Genomic DNA, 16244 nt, shown 5'->3' with positions numbered 1-16244 from the left:
ATGCAATCAGTCAGCTCAATGAGTAGTATGGACCATTTTTGGTTGGTCATTTTTTGTGCGTGTGTGGCTTTCATACCACGTTTTTTCCCGCTACTGTTCTTTACGAAGCGGAAGATCCCAGAATGGTTTAATGAATGGATGCGATTCGTACCCGTCTCACTATTCACGGCGTTAGTTGTAAAAAGCGTCTTTATCGATAGTAAGTACGCAGTGATCACTTCTGGCAATCTGGGGATGATTATTTCTGCTATTCTCGTTGGATTTGTGGCTTATCGCACGCGTTCAATGACTTTATCAGTGGTGATTGGTCTAGTCTCTGTCATGGTTTTTGTGTTACTAATTCATATTTAGATTTTGTTGGAACTGGGTGACCCGGTTCTTTTTTATTACGGACGAATTTACAATTGAAGTGCAACAAATGATCAAAAAGAAGACTCACAGCCTGAGTCCTTGTAAAATATAGTCACCACAACTTACTTACAAGGAGGACTCAGACTATGAGCCTATATCATCATCTTACCTTAAATGACCGTGAATGCCTACTAGTTGGGCTAACTTTAAAACAGTCTTACCAGGCCATTGCCCAACGCATCGGTTGTTCTAAAGCGACTATTTCACGGGAAGTTAGCCGGAATGGTGGTCGTTCTAAATATTCCGCAGTTAATGCGCAACTAAATTATGAGCGTCAACGTTTGAAAAGTCGACGGCCACGGATCTTATCGCAAACTGATATCCGGGCATTTGTCATTAATTGTATCGTCCATCGTAAATGGTCCCCAGAACAAATCGCAGGACGGCTAAATTTTGAGCATAGTAACTGGAAAATCAGTTACAACACAATTTATCGTGGAATTGCTTTGAATAATCTTGGTGAAAAGCGTAAAAGTCATGGTGCCCGTGGATTCGCCCGCCAATTAAGACATCGAGGTAAAACGCGCAAAGTTAAGGGAACTATCAAGGAACGGCGTGGTCGTTTTAACGATGTACTTTCAATCCACGACCGCCCACTTTCGGCTGAAAATAGAACTCGGTTTGGTCACTGGGAAGGTGACACAGTGCGTGGTAAAACCGGACGTTCAGCGCTGGTGACGCTGGTAGACCGTAAATCACGGTATTTATTAGCGGAACGGGTAAGTAAAGTCGCAGCTAAACCCGTGGCACAAGCTATGATGGACTTATTAAATAGCGTCACACCGGAACGGGTAAAGACACTTACACCTGATCGTGGAACTGAGTTTGCCAATTATCAAGACGTCATTGACACTTTAGAAATACCGGTATTTTTTCCAGATCCACACGCACCACAACAACGTGGAACCAATGAAAATACTAACGGTTTAATTCGTGAATATTTCCCCAAAGGAACTGATTTGAACGATTTAAATGACCAAGAGATTATCGCATTCGTCACAGATTTAAATAACCGTCCACGCAAGGTCTTGGGATGGAAAAGTCCAAGTGAAGTTTTCTTCGGCAAAAAGTTGCGCTTGATTTGACAATTCGTCCGATGAAAAGAGGGTACGTTGATGGTATGGTTATTGGTTTTCTTACCCGGATTATTGGCTGGCCTGGTCCAAGGTTTAACGGGCTTTGGTGCGGCCATCGTCATGATGATCTTTTTACCACAGTTGTTTCCGATTGCTCAAAGTGCGGCCGTGGCGGGCGTTATCATGGCGGCTAGTGTCATAACATTAGTTTGGCGTTATCATCAGCATATCCACTTTCGTCAGATTATTGTGCCGTTTATCGTTTATGCCAGTGTGGCGGCCTATTCGGTACATCTTGGTCAAGTTTTAGATGTGCAATTATTGCGACGGTTATTAGGTGCGCTGTTAGTTTCGTTGGCCGGGTACTTTAGTCTGAGTAAACGTGCGGCGAATCAGACTTATCCGTGGTGGTTAGCCGGACTCTTCATGATTATTTCGGGGTTCTTCAATGGGTTATTCGGTATTGGCGGCCCGCTGATGGCCCTTTATTTTCTATCACTTGCCGATACGACTGCGGATTACCTGGGTAATTTGCAGACCTTCTTTTTGATCGACGTGGTCTATATTTCGACAGTTCGCGTATTGAACGGTATTTTGACGCCGGTCTTGCTTCCCCATATTATGATTGGTATGGTCGGTGCGGTCATTGGGACGGCGCTGGCGGCGCGAATCCTGCCGCGGCTACCCATGACGACAGTCCGGCATTTGATCTACTTGTTCATTGGACTTAGTGGCGGGTATTATTTGATTGCGCCAGTTTAGGACAAACCATTATCACCTTAATTACGAGTTGTCTTTAGCAGCCAGGTGCCATGCGTCTGGCCTTTTTTGGATGGTGTAAAGCGTCCAATTGTTAAAAAAATTTTTGAAGGTAGCGGCCTCACTTCGACGATCTACATTCGGTTATAAACGAGTTAACCCGAATGTATAAATTGAATATTATTAATTTAATAATCAAGAATTTGCCAGCTACAGCTGGAACAGTGCTTATCTGTTTTGGGAGCGGACGTGGATGCGTAAGATAGTACCGTTGAGCGTGCCTGACTGTAGCTTCTTAATTGGCCTTGCGCACGGTTCTAAAGTTGAACAACCAGGATTGAAATATTTATAGTTGAAGATTTTTTATTTTAACGATGCTTAATTACAGGTGCTACATAGCTGAAAAAAGCGTTGGCTTATTGGTTTTCTTTTAGTATAGTTTTATTTTAAGAACTGTTAAATTGGGGAGATATATGACTATCTACAGACGGATTCAACTTATTGCAGGGATTTACTTGCTGATATACATTGCGGCACTTTATTTTTCGACGGGTGTTCATATTGGATTTAAACTGGATAGTAATCAGCTCACTGGGTATGTGAGCTGTGGGCTGTTGCTGGCTGTAATTATGGGGTCAGGGTTTGGCAAACGATTAAGGGTAAAAAAGCTATTTTCAATTTTGATACTAGTTAGTTGTTTGATTATTCTAGGGATAACTAGATTCAATGTTGTGAGTTTTAACGAGGCCTTCTGGTACTTTATCTTATTTGTTCGATACATCCCGTTCATTGTATTGATTGAAACCATCATCTTTATCTTTGACCTAGATTGAGCAAACCAGGCCCTAATGAGCATTCAACTCATTAGGGCCTGTTCTTTTAGTATTCTAAAACCTGGTTATGCCGAACTTTTAGCTGGCGTGGATTGACTGAAAGGTGCATCGAACATTAGTGTGGACGCTAGCAGCTATGCTAATCTTCGTCGGTAATCGTACCTAGACCATATTGATAAAGTAGTTCATCAGTACGATTAAGATCAAAGCGCTGACTAAGTGCGAAGATGACCAGAGCATCCCATTCATCCTTGGCATACAGGACGGCGTAACCGGTTCGTTTGAGCATCGTGTTAAGCTCGGTCAGGGTCAGTTGAAAACCGAATCCGAGGGCGATGATGCGAGCCCGGTTAGGTCGGCGCTTGCCATCGAAGTACTGGTAACCAATCGAGGGCGTTAGATTAGCGCGCCGAATGACTTGGCTTTTAGTGACGTGTTTGATTTGAATAAGCTCGGCGAGGTATTCCGCCGGATTGGTACGAATAAAACTATTGGCCATATTTGTCATAAATTGGTCGGCCTCACTTGCATGTTTGATTTCGTTAAATAGTTCCTTAGTTGCGCGTTCTACCACGGTTAGTGCCCCCCTAATACTCCTTCTTAATTAGTATTAGTGTACCAGAAACTACTGTAATTTAAAGGTCAAATGCCGATCACTGAAGTAGCTGGGATTGTAGATGAGTTCAACGGACCCATCTGCTTTGGCTTGACCAGTCATGGTACCACTGACAGAGCCACCAGCGGTCAGGTCACCACTATCTAATTGGTTATTTTCATCAATGTTGATCTCATCTAGGCTAGTTTGGTTACCGGCGGCCTTGATTTTAAAGTCAAACGGGTTATAGCTGACTTTATCTCTACCGCTATTTTTCAATGTTACGGTGACCGTATAATATTGATTGCCAGTTTTAGGCTGAACATCATTGAGCGTCGTTGCGGTTTTAACATTATTAACTGTTACTTGCACGTGATCGATGGTGGCTGTCTGCCCGACTTTATAAATCGTATTTGCCGGGGTTTCCTTAGCGGTGGACTTGCTAGCACTGGCTTTTTTGGCCGTCGCTGCTTGTGAGTTTTTGCCGTCTTGCGAAGAATTGACGAGGCCGATGACAAAGAAGATGCCAAGGAGAATCAGGACCCACGCCCACCATTTTTGATACCAAGCTTTCGTTTTTTGCATGAGCTTACCTACTTTCTTAGTGCTAAGCCGCCCGCAATAACAATGAGCAGACCGCTTAGAATCCCGAAGAAGCTGACAAAGACGAAGTTAAGAATCCCACAAAGGATGATCAACCAGCCCATTAAAACGTGATTGCGATTAATCATGACACTTAAAATAATCGCGAGGACAGAGACAATAATGCAGCCAACGCCAAGATTGCTGACCCCAGCCGATCCGCTGGTTTCTAAAGCACTACCGATGCCGCCGATGGTCATCGCCAGTAAGCCGGCAATGATACCGAAGATACCGCCAATAATTCCTAAAACTAATTCGGCTGTTCGCGACTGGTGTGCGACTGGTGTGACTTCGTTATTCTGATATTTTGACATTGTAATTCCTCCAAAAGTATGGTTATGATAAAAGTTAGTAATTTTGATAAAAAGGGGGGTGTCACGGTGTTACCGATTGTTCAAGCAATGCAATTGTTAAGTGCGGCTGGTTATGAACCACTAGGACCATTAGTTGCGCAACGTGAGTTTCCCTTACTGGTCAAGAAGGAACAGGTTGTTTCGGTAGCTAAACTAGTAAATCCTGATAATGTTCCTGTTCTACAGCGCTTGAAGCAGCAGCCGATTCCCCGAATGCCCCGGATCGAAGCATTATTAACGGCGGCTGATTGCATTGTCAGTGTTGAGACCTTAATTAATGGTCAAACACTAGCGGATCGATTGGCGACACAAGGACCGTTTTCCCCTGAAATGACGGTGCGCGTCGCACAAGAATTGTTGCTAACGCTACAGGCGCTGGGGCAACAACAAATTGTGCATCGGGACCTTAAACTAAGTAACGTGATGTGTTATCGGGATCACTACTATTTGATTGACGTCAACGCAGCGCGACAATATCATGCTGAACAAGACAGTGATACTCGTTTATTAGGCACGAGTGGCTTTGCCGCACCTGAAAACTATGGCTTCGCCCAAACGGATCAACGGAGCGATCTATATTCGTTAGGGGTCGTTCTAAACTGTTTGTTGACTGGTCAAGAGCCGAGTGGGCCCTTAGATACAACGACATTGACACAGGATTCAACATGGGCCCCGATTATTATGAAGGCCACGGCCCTCGACCCACAGCAACGATATCAAAGTGCGACTGCAATGTTAGCAGCGTTACCTGGTCATGAGCATTATCGGCCGCACCATCAATCAATGATTAGGCGAATACAGGCCCGGCAATGGTGGCCGAAAGTCAAACGACCTTTACAAATCAGTTTGTGGGGCCTCTACATCTTGCTCGTAGTTGCGACCATTGGTGCTGGCTTTGATAACACGACTTGGCCCGCCCGCGTCGATTTTTGGACCGAGGGTTTTATGATTATCGGGGCACCACTGATTGCGCACTATGCCAATCAGTGGCTAAAACGGCGTTGGCCAGTATCCCGCTGGTACCGATATCGGTGGTGGTTACGAGCGGCAGAAGCTATCTTTATATTCTGGATGTTAGCCCGTAATGGCTAGCGTACGTAGGCTGGTTAACCAATTACTAGTACGATAAATAGCATAACCGTTTAGTTATCAAAAGGCTTATGCAAAATGCATAATTTTCTGACTGCGGTGTTGATAACGTCGCGACTGCGTTGGCGCGACGACTGAATTCGACTGGGTAAGACTTTACTCAGTCGAATTTTGATTTAGAGGTCAGAAAAGTGATTGAAAATAATCCTGAAAACTGTTGATGTGTTTTTAGGATTATTTGAGGAGACGATTGTATTTATGGTACAATGCTAGTCGTTGACGTTTGATAATATAAATATATCTAATTAAATATAAGAAAGGAATATTTTATCGAAATGGATTTAAAGCAAAGCGATGGTTGGCGATACTTAGCTGGGTGGAGCTTCATTCTATTAATGGTGGCGAGTGCCACATTGCAACATGATGCGGAAATCATTTTACCCGAAATCGGTGCTCTGACAGCCGGGACGTGGGTTTATCGTAAGACGGCGTGGACTCGGCAACCCTTAAAGTTATTCTTAGTACCATCTGGAACTGCAATTATTGGCTTCTTAGTCAATCGACTACCTTGGTCGTACGCCCTCAAAGTGCTTGTCGGTCTATTACTGATGCTATTATTATTGAAGGGGTTAAAATCGAATTTGGCGCCAGCCTTTGCTACTGGCTTACTGCCAATTATCATTAATGCAACGCACTGGACCTTTATCGTAGCTATCTTTTTTTGGACTATTTGCCTGATGATTGGGGCTTGGATTCAACGACCACGATCAATTTCACGGGTAACCGAAGCTTCGGCTAATCACTGGCAGATGCTCGGCTTTATCAGCCTAGTTTTTGTCTGGGTGGGTATTGTTTGGCTAGCGGGACAGCCCCAGATGGCCGCAATCCCACCCGTGATCGTCGTTTTCTTTGAAGCGGCTCAACAGTCTGAATATACGGTAACGACCGCGCTTAAGCAGTGGCTTGCATTGTCGGCCGCTGCTAGTATTGGGGTCGGCATTCACCTATTGATTGCTTCGTGGCTATTAACGACGGTCATTGCCTTACCACTTGTGTATTTGTGGTTACGGGCGCTTAACTTACAATTGCCAGCAGCGTATGCCTTTCCACTATTAGCCTTAGTGTTACCAGCCAATATGTTTAACAAGCTGCCAACATCCGCCGGTTTAGCGGCCGCTTTCTTCCTAGGATCGTTACTCATCTACCATCAGATCTTGGGTTGGGTACGCATGGCGGCGACTGAAAGCTAGTTGTCGGCCATTCTAAAAAAATAGTCAAAAAAATACCAGCTATTTCGAAATAATCGAGATAGTTGGTATTTTTGAATTTAATTAAGCTTTATTGATTCGGTTATCCGCATACATGTATTTCCGGGTCATTGGTAAGGTCCGTGATGAAGCACCTTTAGTTACGAGGTACTGCATGACGTCAATGTTACCAGACTGGAAGGAAGCGGCACAGGCTTGTAGGTAGAGATCCCACATGCGAGTGAAGCGCACGCCCATCTTTTCTTCGATGGCAGCGCGCTTAGCGTTAAAGTTTTTATCCCAGATTTCAGTCGTCCGTTGGTAATGGCGACGGAGGGTTTCAACGTCAGCGACTTGTAAGCCGGCGTCAACAATGTGTTGTAAGTTTTCGGTCATCCCAGGAACGTAGCCACCTGGGAAAATGTACTTATCTAACCAACCGTTAGTGGCGCCACCTTGTTGCCGGGTGATGCCGTGCAATAAGGCAACACCGTCAGCTTTAAGATAGTGGTTAACGCGTTCAAAGTACATTGCTAAGTTGTCCTTACCGACGTGTTCGAACATCCCAACACTGGTAATGTAGTCGAAAGTTTCGTCGCCAAGTTCACGGTAATCTTGTAACCGGACTTCGGCAACATCACTGAGGCCTTCATCCTTGATGCGTTGCGCAACGAGGTTATATTGTTCTTGTGATAACGTGACCCCGACAACTTTTAAACCGTATTCCTTAGCGGCAGTCAACATCAGCGTACCCCAACCGCAACCAATGTCTAGTAAGGTCTTGCCAGGTTGTGGGTTGAGCTTTTGAATGATGTGATGAACCTTATGAATCTGGGCTTCTTCTAATGTATCAGTGTCATGTTTGAAGTAAGCACAAGAATAGGTCATGGTTGGATCAAGCCACATCTTGTAGAAGTCGTTACCCACATCGTAATGGCTTTGGATGTCTTGTTGACTCTTCTTTTCAGAGTGAGATTGTTTAGGCATGAACTTCTTAAACTTAGAATTGTTGAAGAAACTTTCTGCCGATTCGTAGGCCGATTCAATTAATTTTTGAATACTGCCATCAATTTCAATCTTGCCATCCATATAAGCTTCACCAAGGGCAATTGAAGCGTTCTTAGTGATTTCACGCATTGGAATGGCTTCTTTAAAAGTCACCGTGACTTCTGGTGTGCCTTCACCATAAGTTTCACTACTTCCATCCCAGTAGTTGACTGTGACGGGCATATTGAATGAGTGGCTTAAAAGGGTGTGGTAAAAGGTTTTTTCTAGCATTGCAATAAGGATCCTTTCTTCGTAAAATACACTAATTATTATACGCTTATGAAAACAGTTTTGTAAGCACAACGAATCGCGACCTGATTCGTAAACATGTTATAATAAATTAATTACAAAATCAGTTGATGGGGGTGTCGTGATGAAGAGATGGATGTGGATCGTGTTTGCAGTAATTATCGCTGTGGGGGTTGGTAGTTATTCATATACGCGGTACCGTCTGCAGGAAGACTCATACACGGCTGAAATGCGAACTGGTGAGCGGGCACTGCAAGAGCGGAATTATACGTTAGCGGAGACGAGTTTTACACATGCGACCAGAACGAAAGCTAGTAGTACTGAGTCGCAACGGTATTTAACCCAGACCCAGACTTATGTGGCTGGTCAAGAAGCACTGGCTGCGCGGAAATTTGACGTGGCTAAACGTGACTTTATGACGGTTAAGACGACCAAGCACGGTGCAGTTACGTTAATTAATCAGGCCCAAGAACAACTTACCTTAATAAAAAAGGTGCAACAAAAACGCAAGACTTATCAACAACAGTATCAGAAAGCTGCTGAGCTGAATAAAGCGAATGAGTTTACGGATTCTAACGTTGTAATTGCTAAGTTATTGCAGGATAAGGCGTTTAAGCAACGTTACTATCAGGATATTCGGAAAAATGTGTTGGATTTACAGAAACAAAATAATGCGTCACTCAAGACATTGACCGGTTCAGCACCGGTGATCCCGAGTGCGGCACAAGCGGTTACGGGGATGACCGGAAGTCAGCAACAAACGCAACGCACGCCAGCCACTAAACAGCAGGCGGCTGCTTCATCATCAACTTCCTCAGCTAACCATTCGATGGGCTCGTCAGCTGCAGCTAACAACAGTTATGGTGACAGTCAAGTGCAGACGACTCGTGCTGAGTTGACTGCGCAAGGGCTCGACGGCAGTAGTTATAGTGATGCCCAAATTCGTGCTATTCTGCAACGAGCAGCGGCACAACACCTCTCACTGGCGCAAGCTGCCCAAACGATGAATTATAGCTCTGATCAGATTCAGGCAACGCGTGCGGAGCTAGCGCAAGCTGGATTTAATGCTAGTCAGTATACGGATGCCCAAATCGAGGCCATTTTACAACAAGCCAGTTTACAACATATGTCTCTGGCGCAAGCAGCGAGGTCGTTGCAGTAATATAAACAATTTAATAACAGTATGGAAGTCCACTTAACAATCATCGATAAAATACCTACTTTTAGGTGTCAATCGGTGATTTTTTTATAAAAACTGTTATAGAATGTAGGAGTAAGGACGGAAAGTTTTCGTTCTTGATATTTTGGTTCTACGGGGGCGGTCATTTTATATCGGTATTGGCCTTTTTTTAACGTTCATATGTCAAAATGGGTATAAAATTGACTATTTTGTGTACTATTTTTGTTTGATGCTATAGAATATTAACAGATTAGGGGGTTAAGGTGCTCGTTGAGGATTGAATTAATGGCAGCCCAAATTAACATGATTTGGTAAAGTAGTTCGATTGTCAATGGTGGGCATCGAAATTCAGTATGATTATTAATAAACATGTAATGCGCAGTACGAATGAAAAGCAAGTTCTGCAGCAGGTTATTAACGAAGGGCCGATTAGCCGGAGCCAGATTTCACGGAATTTGAGTTTGAATAAAGTGACGGTTTCAGATATTTATAATCAGCTACTGCGGACCCAGTTCATCAAGGAAATTGGCTGTGGTGTCAGCACGAAAAACGGCGGTCGTAAACCAGTGATGGCTGAGCTGAACGTGAACTATGGTTTTGTGGCCAGCATCGACATGTCGGCTGACGCAGTCAAACTCATGTATTCACGGTTGAACGGTAAAATTTTGCACTTTCAAAGCTTTAAGACGAGCGATATGACGTTGACGGATGTCATTGATTTGATTGAAGATCAATTACGGAACGTTGATGACTATGGTACGATTCATGGTCTGATGGGGGTCGCCATTGCGCTGGATGGGATTATTTATGAGAATAAAATCCTCAAGACACCGATCAAAGGACTAACACACTTTGATCTAGCAAAGTATTTACGTGATAAGCTACGGATTCCGGTAGTTCTGGAAAAGAAAGCTAACTTAACGGCCGTTTTTGAACGTGATTTCCATGACAATGAGATTTTCGATAACGTGGTTTCAGTAGTCGTTCGCGATCAGATTCATGCGGGAATCGTGGCTGATTCGCGACTATATTCTGGTCATGAAGGCGAAGCAGGTGAAGTGGGGACTGCTTTGTTAGAAGATCGGCACGTTGAGGACCACTTGGCATCAGTTAATGATTATGCTTCTGAAAAAGCCTTGTGGGCTCGGTTGAAAGCCATCAAGCATGTTGATCGATTAGATTTAACGACGGTCAAGCATGACTACATCAATCATGATCCGGAAGTGACAAAGGTCTTCGATGACTTTGTTTACTATCTATCTAAAGTGATTGCGAATGTTTCCACGGCGTTTGCGCCGGACGTCGTTGTCTTGAACACGACTGTTCTAGAAATCTTGCCACAACTATTGACTAATGTTCGGGAGAGTACGGCCAAATTAACTTCGCCAAGCCGGCAAGCTCCAATCATTGCGACCAAGAACGTGCAATCGGCGGCCTTGTTAGGTGGCGCCTCAATGATTATTCACCAGGCACTCGGATTAGAGAGCTTAAAGATGCAGTTCTCCTAGAAAAATAAAGTGTCAATTCAAACGAACGCGTGAAGTTTATCGAGTGATTAGTGATAAACTTTACGCATTTTTTGTTGAATCATAACAAGCTTTTGATTTTGATTAGCTCGCTTTTTCGTTAGAATAGGAGTAAGGGATAATAGAGGGGTGGATTTTGTGGAATTTTGGTCACAGTTAATACGAAATGTGCGCTGGCGGCGCGCCTGCGTATTGGCGTTGATTGTGTTAACGCTATACTTGGCATCAAGTATGATGAGTATTATTTTATTAACGTTTATTTTTACGTTCTTAGTGACGCGGTTAGTTCGGGCAGTTCGGCGGTGGGTGAAGATCCCACCGGCAATCATTGTCCTAGTGGTCTACGCACTAGTCATTCTTGGAATTTACTTTGCTGTATCGATTTATTTACCGCAGTTGATCAAACAAACTTTTTTGACGTTTGAATCAGTCTATCGGTTTTATCAGAACCCATCACATGATACTAACCAAGTGTTGACGTGGGTGACATCGTATTTTCAAGAATCGGATATACTCAAACAATTGAAGGGTGGCATTTCAGTTGTGTTCCAGTATATTACTAATATTGGTAATATGGGGCTAACCTTCTTTTTGTCATTTATTTTGAGCTTCTTCTTTACAATTGAAGATCATCAGATGCGGGTCTTCACGAAGCGCTTTTTGACCAGTACGTTTGGCTGGTTCTTTCAAGATGTCCATTTCTTTGCCAAAAAGTTTGTGAATAGCTTTGGCGTTGTTTTGGAAGCACAGTTCTTGATTGCGATTGTCAATACGGTGATTACGGTAGCCTTCATGGCAATCTTGAAGATGCCTCAACTGATTAGCTTGGGATTAATGATCTTTATTTTAAGCCTGATTCCAGTCGCTGGGGTGATTATTTCAGTCGTACCGCTGAGCTTGATTGCCTATTCGGTTGGTGGTTTGCGCTACGTGGTCTATATGCTCTTAATGATTTTGGTTGTGCACGCCCTAGAAGCCTATGTCTTGAATCCCAAGTTTATGTCGAGTCGCACGGAGCTGCCCATTTTTTATACGTTTGTCGTATTACTAGTGAGTGAGCGTCTGTTTGGTGTCTGGGGACTGATCGTCGGTGTACCGATTTTTAACTTTATTTTGGACATCATCGGCGTGAAACCGGTTCACCGGCCGCGACCTAACATTAATCTGAAAAAAACGATTACTTTCCACCCGGATTCTGAAAATAAGCGCTGATATTGTTTTGATTTTTCGCTTTTTCAGTGTAAAATAGGGTGAGTAAATAACTTAAGAAAGAGGTCATTAACTGCTATGGCAAAATTAGTATTGATTCGTCACGGTCAAAGTGAATGGAACTTATCTAACCAATTTACTGGTTGGGTTGACGTTGATTTAAGCGAAAAGGGTGTTGAAGAAGCTAAGGCTGCTGGTCAAAAAGTTAAAGAAGCAGGCTTAGAATTCGATTACGCCTTTACTTCAGTTTTGACTCGTGCCATCAAGACTTTGCACTATGTGCTTGAAGAATCCGACCAACTCTGGATTCCAGAAACCAAGACTTGGCGTTTAAACGAACGTCATTATGGTGCATTACAAGGATTGAACAAGAAGGAAACTGCTGAAAAATACGGTGACGACCAAGTTCATATCTGGCGTCGTTCTTATGATGTTTTACCTCCATTATTGAGTGCCGATGATGAAGGTTCAGCCGTTAACGATCGTCGTTACGCTGACTTAGACCCTAACATCGTCCCTGGTGGCGAAAACTTGAAGGTTACCTTGGAACGCGTTATGCCTTTCTGGGAAGACGAAATTGCGCCTAAATTATTAGACGGCAAGAACGTTATTATCGCTGCCCACGGTAACTCACTCCGGGCCCTTTCGAAGTACATCGAACGCATCTCTGATGATGACATCATGGACTTAGAAATGGCTACTGGTGAACCAGTTGTTTATGACTTCGACGAAAAATTGAACGTTTTAGGCAAAGAAAAGTTAGGCAAATAATTAATAGTTATTTACTGATTTTTAGAGCACTCCGCTGCTTTCAGGGGAGTGCTTTTTTGGGCGCCAAGTGCCGATAACGTCTGATTAGGTTGGTAATTAGTGACAAAATGGACGCTAAACGGACGCTACTTGTGATCATGAAAACTAAGCTTTAGGTTTCATGAATGGTTTCAACGGAGGACTTTTACGATGTATGATGAAGCTGAATTATTGGAAGCTAAACGCCAAATTGATTCCACCGTGCATAAGATTCAGGGAGTTATCAAGACCTTTGAAGCTAAGGAACGGCTGGAGCGCTATAAGTCCCAGCTAACTTTGGCAAAGCGACGCTTGAAGGCGTTCGGAATTGCCACGCAGTTAATTGAGGATGAATTGGGCCGACTAAAGCAGTAGACCAATCAGAATATTTTGATGAATTAAATTATAATCAAACTTGGTGAAAGATTGCTTGAAGGCTTTGGGATTCTTCGCTAATGACTGATGATAAGTTAAATTAATGAATTAGGGGTAGTGGACGCTAAATGGACACTACCGGTTAAAACAGTGATTAAGAAGTAGGAGCTAAGCGGGTAAGTTTAAAGCATGCCCCCTTAGCCCCCATTCCCCACGATTGATCGGGGGAAACGAAAATCGGGGATTTAAAAGGGGATAAAGCTGAATGAATATCAAAAGGTACGGGGTCGATGCGCCGTTTGCGCTATTGATCTACACCGCTTTTGGTGTGGGGCTAGTGTTACATGCCTACGTAAATCGGTTGAACTATCCGATTGGCATCGAAATGACGCTGGGAATTATATTATTGTTGGGTGCGTTGTTATTTTTGCACACCACGGCACAGGGGAAGTACCGACTGTTTGATGAGGCGATTCGCCACTTGAACCTGACACCTGACAGTCAGGTCTTAGACTTAGGCTGCGGTCGGGGAGCACTGTTGACCAAAATCGCCCAACAATTGGGACCAGCTGGCAAAGTAATCGGATTAGATCTGTGGTTGTCGCGGGACCAATCACATAACAAAATAACCGTAACACAAAAGAACGTGGATGATTTAGGACTAACGAATCGAGTTAATTTAGTAACGGGGGATATGACCAAGTTAGACTTTCCTGACGCAAGTTTTGACGTGGTGACGTCCAGCTTTGCCATCCATAATATCAAAAATGAACAAGCCCGAATCAATGCTGTCAAGGAAGCCATTCGGGTGCTCAAACCCGGTGGACACATCATGATCATTGATACGGGTCGCAATATCAACGAGTACGGTCAGGTTTTTCAAGACGCTGGCTTGCAAATCACCCAGTCAATGAGTTTAGGATTTAACGGTTGGTGGGCGACCCCGCTAACTGATAGTTACGTGGTCGCTGGCAATAAGCCAACAAATAAAACGGCAAAATAAGATTAAAGAAGAGAATTGGAGTTATAGTTAAATATGAGTGAAAAAGCAACAGAAGTAACACAACGTGAAATGATTCGAATTATTGGCTTGTTCCGGAAGCAAGGATTTAAAGGTAATTACCTGAGTTTCCAGCACGTCGTCGATGAAGGGGCCACATATTTCGTTGTCATGGGTGACGAGAACAATGGGAATCAAGGCTTATTTAAAGCCAACTTGTTAACGGGTGAGGTTGCTTTCCAGTATATGCTGGATGAAGATCACGTCGTAAGTTCAAAATAATAAGTTTCTGGAGACACAATGACCGAGTCTGGTTGTTGTGTCTTTTCTGTTATTAAATTGGTCTTTATTCCATCACCCAAATTAGAGCTAGCCTTTTAACAACATTATTCGTATAATTATCTTTGTCTATTCCCGCAAAAGATGAGATTATTGAGCGTTCACTTAATTTAAGGAGTTAATCATGAATTTTGTTTTTGATATCGATGGTACGTTAAGTTTTGATGGTCGGACTATCGCCCTACCCATTACACAGGCACTAACCTATTTAATTCGAGCGCACCATAAAGTTGTCTTTGCGTCTGCTCGGCCAATTCGCGACTTACTTCCCATTATTCCAGAATTTGAGCATCAGCCCTTAATTGGTGGTAATGGTGTTATGACCCGGGTTTCAGAAAAGTTATCCGTTCTCCAACCATTACCACCCGCTGCTGTTCAACAATTGAAGCAGCTCATAGAAATTCACCACTTAGATTATGTTATGGATGGCACGTGGAATTATGCCAGTCAAGTTTCTACTGACAATCCAATTTTACGTCAACTTGATCCTCAACGATTAGCCCAACGCCAATCATTAGCTTCTTTAAATGATCCGGTTAAAGTTATTTTATTAAATCTAGCTCCAGTACTACGCGCAAGAATCAAGCGATTATTAATAACACTAGATCTAGTCGTCATTGAACATAGTGGTGAAGGAAGCTTGGATATCACTGCCCAAGGAATTAATAAGGCCCACGCTTTGGCTAATATTGGTTTTGAACACTATATTGCTTTTGGCAATGATGAAAATGATCGAATCATGTTAGGTTGTGCCCGGCAAGCAGTTTGGATTACTAGTAAACCCGAATTAGCACCCGCCCCCCAAGCCATAATATGCCCCCCAGATGCTGAATCCATAGCAGCACTAATTTCAAACTTAAGTGATAGAAACGACTGCCGTGTTGAATAGATCAGTCATCCATTAAACACATATTCATGGTTTTGACTGAAAAAGCAACAGAAGTAACACAAGTGAAATGATTCGAATTACTGGCTTGTTCCGGAAATAGGGGTTTAAGAGCAACTACCTGAGCTTCCAATACGTGGTCGATGAAGGTGCCGCGTACTTCGTTGTTATGGGTGACGAGGACAGCGACAACCAGAGCTTGTTCAAGGCTAACTTGTTGACTGGTGAAGTGGCTTTCAGTACAAGTTGGATGAAGACCACGCTCTAAGGCTGAAAATACTTTAAAATTAATAACGGTAGTTTATCAATCGGATTATCAATACGCCTTTAGTTTGGTATAACGATTGAGAATGTATGTTCGAAACAGGGAGGAATATCCAAATGAACAACCAGGTATTAGAAACAATCAAAGCCAAAGTTTGCTATACGCTGTTAGTTTTTGAACGTGTGAATAAGAAATTAGGTCTAAATCAAGATGCAGCGCCTACGAAGACGATGGTTAATAATGTTTTGGCAAACCTGGACGATATTGATTGGCGGGGCAAGAACTATTACGTGCGAAGTCGTCAGCATCAGGTGGAACTAACCTAACCATCAATGTATCAAATTGCCGGCTAATTACAGTGTCTAAGTATGACT

The 16244-nt window shown here is 43.3% G+C and carries 19 protein-coding genes; 15 read left to right on the top strand and 4 right to left on the bottom strand.

Translation table 11 applies throughout. From position 1 onward, the window contains the following. The 3 genes from V7R88_RS12765 (at position 1) to V7R88_RS12755 (ending at position 2249) form a co-directional block, all read left to right on the top strand. Positions 1 to 351 (top strand): AzlD domain-containing protein, encoded by a 351-nt coding sequence (locus tag V7R88_RS12765; RefSeq protein WP_003639819.1) that lies wholly within the window; start codon positions 1 to 3, stop codon positions 349 to 351. Positions 352 to 497: 146 nt separating this feature from the next. Continuing rightward, the gene (locus V7R88_RS12760) at positions 498 to 1496 is read left to right on the top strand and encodes an IS30 family transposase (RefSeq protein ID WP_338816265.1); all 999 of its coding nucleotides are present in this window, start codon (positions 498 to 500) and stop codon (positions 1494 to 1496) included. Between the two features lie 30 nt (positions 1497 to 1526). Then, entirely contained in the window at positions 1527 to 2249 is a 723-nt protein-coding gene (locus V7R88_RS12755; protein ID WP_003642418.1) for a sulfite exporter TauE/SafE family protein, read from the top strand. A 969-nt stretch (positions 2250 to 3218) separates the two neighbouring features. On the opposite strand, the gene V7R88_RS12750 is transcribed toward V7R88_RS12755, so the two are convergent. From V7R88_RS12750 to V7R88_RS12740, 3 genes are read right to left on the bottom strand one after another with little or no spacing between them, the layout of a single operon-like run. Then, entirely contained in the window at positions 3219 to 3653 is a 435-nt protein-coding gene (locus V7R88_RS12750) for a hypothetical protein (RefSeq protein WP_015826011.1), read from the bottom strand. 51 nt (positions 3654 to 3704) lie between these two features. Next, positions 3705 to 4259, bottom strand: a complete 555-nt coding sequence (locus tag V7R88_RS12745) for a DUF4352 domain-containing protein (protein ID WP_057717030.1) — start codon at positions 4257 to 4259, stop codon at positions 3705 to 3707. 8 nt (positions 4260 to 4267) lie between these two features. Further along, positions 4268 to 4630: a DUF4064 domain-containing protein gene (locus V7R88_RS12740; protein ID WP_003643441.1), complete on the bottom strand. Its 363-nt coding sequence runs from the start codon at positions 4628 to 4630 to the stop codon at positions 4268 to 4270. A 24-nt stretch (positions 4631 to 4654) separates the two neighbouring features. On the opposite strand from V7R88_RS12740, the gene V7R88_RS12735 reads away from it, so the two are divergent. Next, positions 4655 to 5761 carry a protein kinase domain-containing protein gene (locus V7R88_RS12735; protein ID WP_057717031.1) on the top strand — a complete coding sequence of 369 codons (1107 nt, stop codon included), beginning with the start codon at positions 4655 to 4657 and terminating at the stop codon, positions 5759 to 5761. A 332-nt stretch (positions 5762 to 6093) separates the two neighbouring features. After that, the gene (locus V7R88_RS12730; protein WP_057717032.1) at positions 6094 to 7008 is read left to right on the top strand and encodes a hypothetical protein; all 915 of its coding nucleotides are present in this window, start codon (positions 6094 to 6096) and stop codon (positions 7006 to 7008) included. A gap of 81 nt (positions 7009 to 7089) precedes the next feature. Here the strand turns inward: V7R88_RS12730 and V7R88_RS12725 are convergent, their stop codons facing one another. Then, on the bottom strand, positions 7090 to 8283 hold the full coding sequence (locus V7R88_RS12725) for an SAM-dependent methyltransferase (protein ID WP_003642409.1): 1194 nt from the start codon (positions 8281 to 8283) through the stop codon (positions 7090 to 7092). A 142-nt stretch (positions 8284 to 8425) separates the two neighbouring features. On the opposite strand from V7R88_RS12725, the gene V7R88_RS12720 reads away from it, so the two are divergent. The 10 genes from V7R88_RS12720 to V7R88_RS12675 all read left to right on the top strand — a co-directional run bounded on the left by V7R88_RS12720 (position 8426) and on the right by V7R88_RS12675 (position 16196). Next, on the top strand, positions 8426 to 9463 hold the full coding sequence (locus V7R88_RS12720) for a cell surface protein (RefSeq protein WP_057717033.1): 1038 nt from the start codon (positions 8426 to 8428) through the stop codon (positions 9461 to 9463). Positions 9464 to 9834: 371 nt separating this feature from the next. Further along, positions 9835 to 10989 (top strand): ROK family protein, encoded by a 1155-nt coding sequence (locus tag V7R88_RS12715; protein ID WP_129531796.1) that lies wholly within the window; start codon positions 9835 to 9837, stop codon positions 10987 to 10989. A 156-nt stretch (positions 10990 to 11145) separates the two neighbouring features. Further along, complete coding sequence (locus V7R88_RS12710) at positions 11146 to 12219, top strand: AI-2E family transporter (protein ID WP_057717034.1); 1074 nt, start codon at positions 11146 to 11148, stop codon at positions 12217 to 12219. A 75-nt stretch (positions 12220 to 12294) separates the two neighbouring features. Beyond that, a complete protein-coding gene (locus V7R88_RS12705) occupies positions 12295 to 12987 on the top strand; it encodes a 2,3-diphosphoglycerate-dependent phosphoglycerate mutase (protein WP_057137156.1) in 693 nt (230 codons plus the stop codon). Positions 12988 to 13176: 189 nt separating this feature from the next. After that, positions 13177 to 13380 carry a hypothetical protein gene (locus V7R88_RS12700; protein ID WP_057717035.1) on the top strand — a complete coding sequence of 68 codons (204 nt, stop codon included), beginning with the start codon at positions 13177 to 13179 and terminating at the stop codon, positions 13378 to 13380. A gap of 265 nt (positions 13381 to 13645) precedes the next feature. Then, on the top strand, positions 13646 to 14383 hold the full coding sequence (locus V7R88_RS12695) for a class I SAM-dependent methyltransferase (protein WP_057717036.1): 738 nt from the start codon (positions 13646 to 13648) through the stop codon (positions 14381 to 14383). Positions 14384 to 14416: 33 nt separating this feature from the next. After that, positions 14417 to 14662: a hypothetical protein gene (locus tag V7R88_RS12690; protein WP_046040567.1), complete on the top strand. Its 246-nt coding sequence runs from the start codon at positions 14417 to 14419 to the stop codon at positions 14660 to 14662. Positions 14663 to 14843: 181 nt separating this feature from the next. Then, entirely contained in the window at positions 14844 to 15608 is a 765-nt protein-coding gene (locus V7R88_RS12685) for an HAD family hydrolase (RefSeq protein ID WP_063732442.1), read from the top strand. Between the two features lie 133 nt (positions 15609 to 15741). Further along, the gene (locus V7R88_RS12680; RefSeq protein ID WP_261764394.1) at positions 15742 to 15873 is read left to right on the top strand and encodes a hypothetical protein; all 132 of its coding nucleotides are present in this window, start codon (positions 15742 to 15744) and stop codon (positions 15871 to 15873) included. A gap of 113 nt (positions 15874 to 15986) precedes the next feature. Then, a complete protein-coding gene (locus V7R88_RS12675; RefSeq protein WP_057717038.1) occupies positions 15987 to 16196 on the top strand; it encodes a DUF3781 domain-containing protein in 210 nt (69 codons plus the stop codon). Positions 16197 to 16244 lie beyond the last annotated feature (48 nt).

Source organism: Lactiplantibacillus argentoratensis (assembly GCF_037290055.1).
In the GTDB taxonomy this organism is placed as follows: Bacteria; Bacillota; Bacilli; order Lactobacillales; family Lactobacillaceae; genus Lactiplantibacillus; species Lactiplantibacillus plantarum.
The sequence above is the reverse complement of the archived record's forward strand: the minus strand, read 5'-3'. Positions and strand labels throughout refer to the sequence as shown.

Excerpts from the sequence above, each read along its gene's own strand:
- V7R88_RS12725 (WP_003642409.1), bottom strand. The coding sequence starts at position 8,283 with ATGCTAGAAAAAACCTTTTACCACACCCTTTTAAGCCACTCATTCAAT.
- V7R88_RS12730 (WP_057717032.1), top strand. The coding sequence starts at position 6,094 with ATGGATTTAAAGCAAAGCGATGGTTGGCGATACTTAGCTGGGTGGAGC.
- V7R88_RS12760 (WP_338816265.1), top strand. The coding sequence starts at position 498 with ATGAGCCTATATCATCATCTTACCTTAAATGACCGTGAATGCCTACTA.
- V7R88_RS12695 (WP_057717036.1), top strand. The coding sequence starts at position 13,646 with ATGAATATCAAAAGGTACGGGGTCGATGCGCCGTTTGCGCTATTGATC.
- V7R88_RS12745 (WP_057717030.1), bottom strand. The coding sequence starts at position 4,259 with ATGCAAAAAACGAAAGCTTGGTATCAAAAATGGTGGGCGTGGGTCCTG.
- V7R88_RS12735 (WP_057717031.1), top strand. The coding sequence starts at position 4,655 with ATGATAAAAGTTAGTAATTTTGATAAAAAGGGGGGTGTCACGGTGTTA.
- V7R88_RS12685 (WP_063732442.1), top strand. The coding sequence starts at position 14,844 with ATGAATTTTGTTTTTGATATCGATGGTACGTTAAGTTTTGATGGTCGG.
- V7R88_RS12705 (WP_057137156.1), top strand. The coding sequence starts at position 12,295 with ATGGCAAAATTAGTATTGATTCGTCACGGTCAAAGTGAATGGAACTTA.
- V7R88_RS12755 (WP_003642418.1), top strand. The coding sequence starts at position 1,527 with ATGGTATGGTTATTGGTTTTCTTACCCGGATTATTGGCTGGCCTGGTC.
- V7R88_RS12715 (WP_129531796.1), top strand. The coding sequence starts at position 9,835 with ATGATTATTAATAAACATGTAATGCGCAGTACGAATGAAAAGCAAGTT.
- V7R88_RS12700 (WP_057717035.1), top strand. The coding sequence starts at position 13,177 with ATGTATGATGAAGCTGAATTATTGGAAGCTAAACGCCAAATTGATTCC.
- V7R88_RS12740 (WP_003643441.1), bottom strand. The coding sequence starts at position 4,630 with ATGTCAAAATATCAGAATAACGAAGTCACACCAGTCGCACACCAGTCG.
- V7R88_RS12690 (WP_046040567.1), top strand. The coding sequence starts at position 14,417 with ATGAGTGAAAAAGCAACAGAAGTAACACAACGTGAAATGATTCGAATT.
- V7R88_RS12675 (WP_057717038.1), top strand. The coding sequence starts at position 15,987 with ATGAACAACCAGGTATTAGAAACAATCAAAGCCAAAGTTTGCTATACG.
- V7R88_RS12765 (WP_003639819.1), top strand. The coding sequence starts at position 1 with ATGCAATCAGTCAGCTCAATGAGTAGTATGGACCATTTTTGGTTGGTC.
- V7R88_RS12720 (WP_057717033.1), top strand. The coding sequence starts at position 8,426 with ATGAAGAGATGGATGTGGATCGTGTTTGCAGTAATTATCGCTGTGGGG.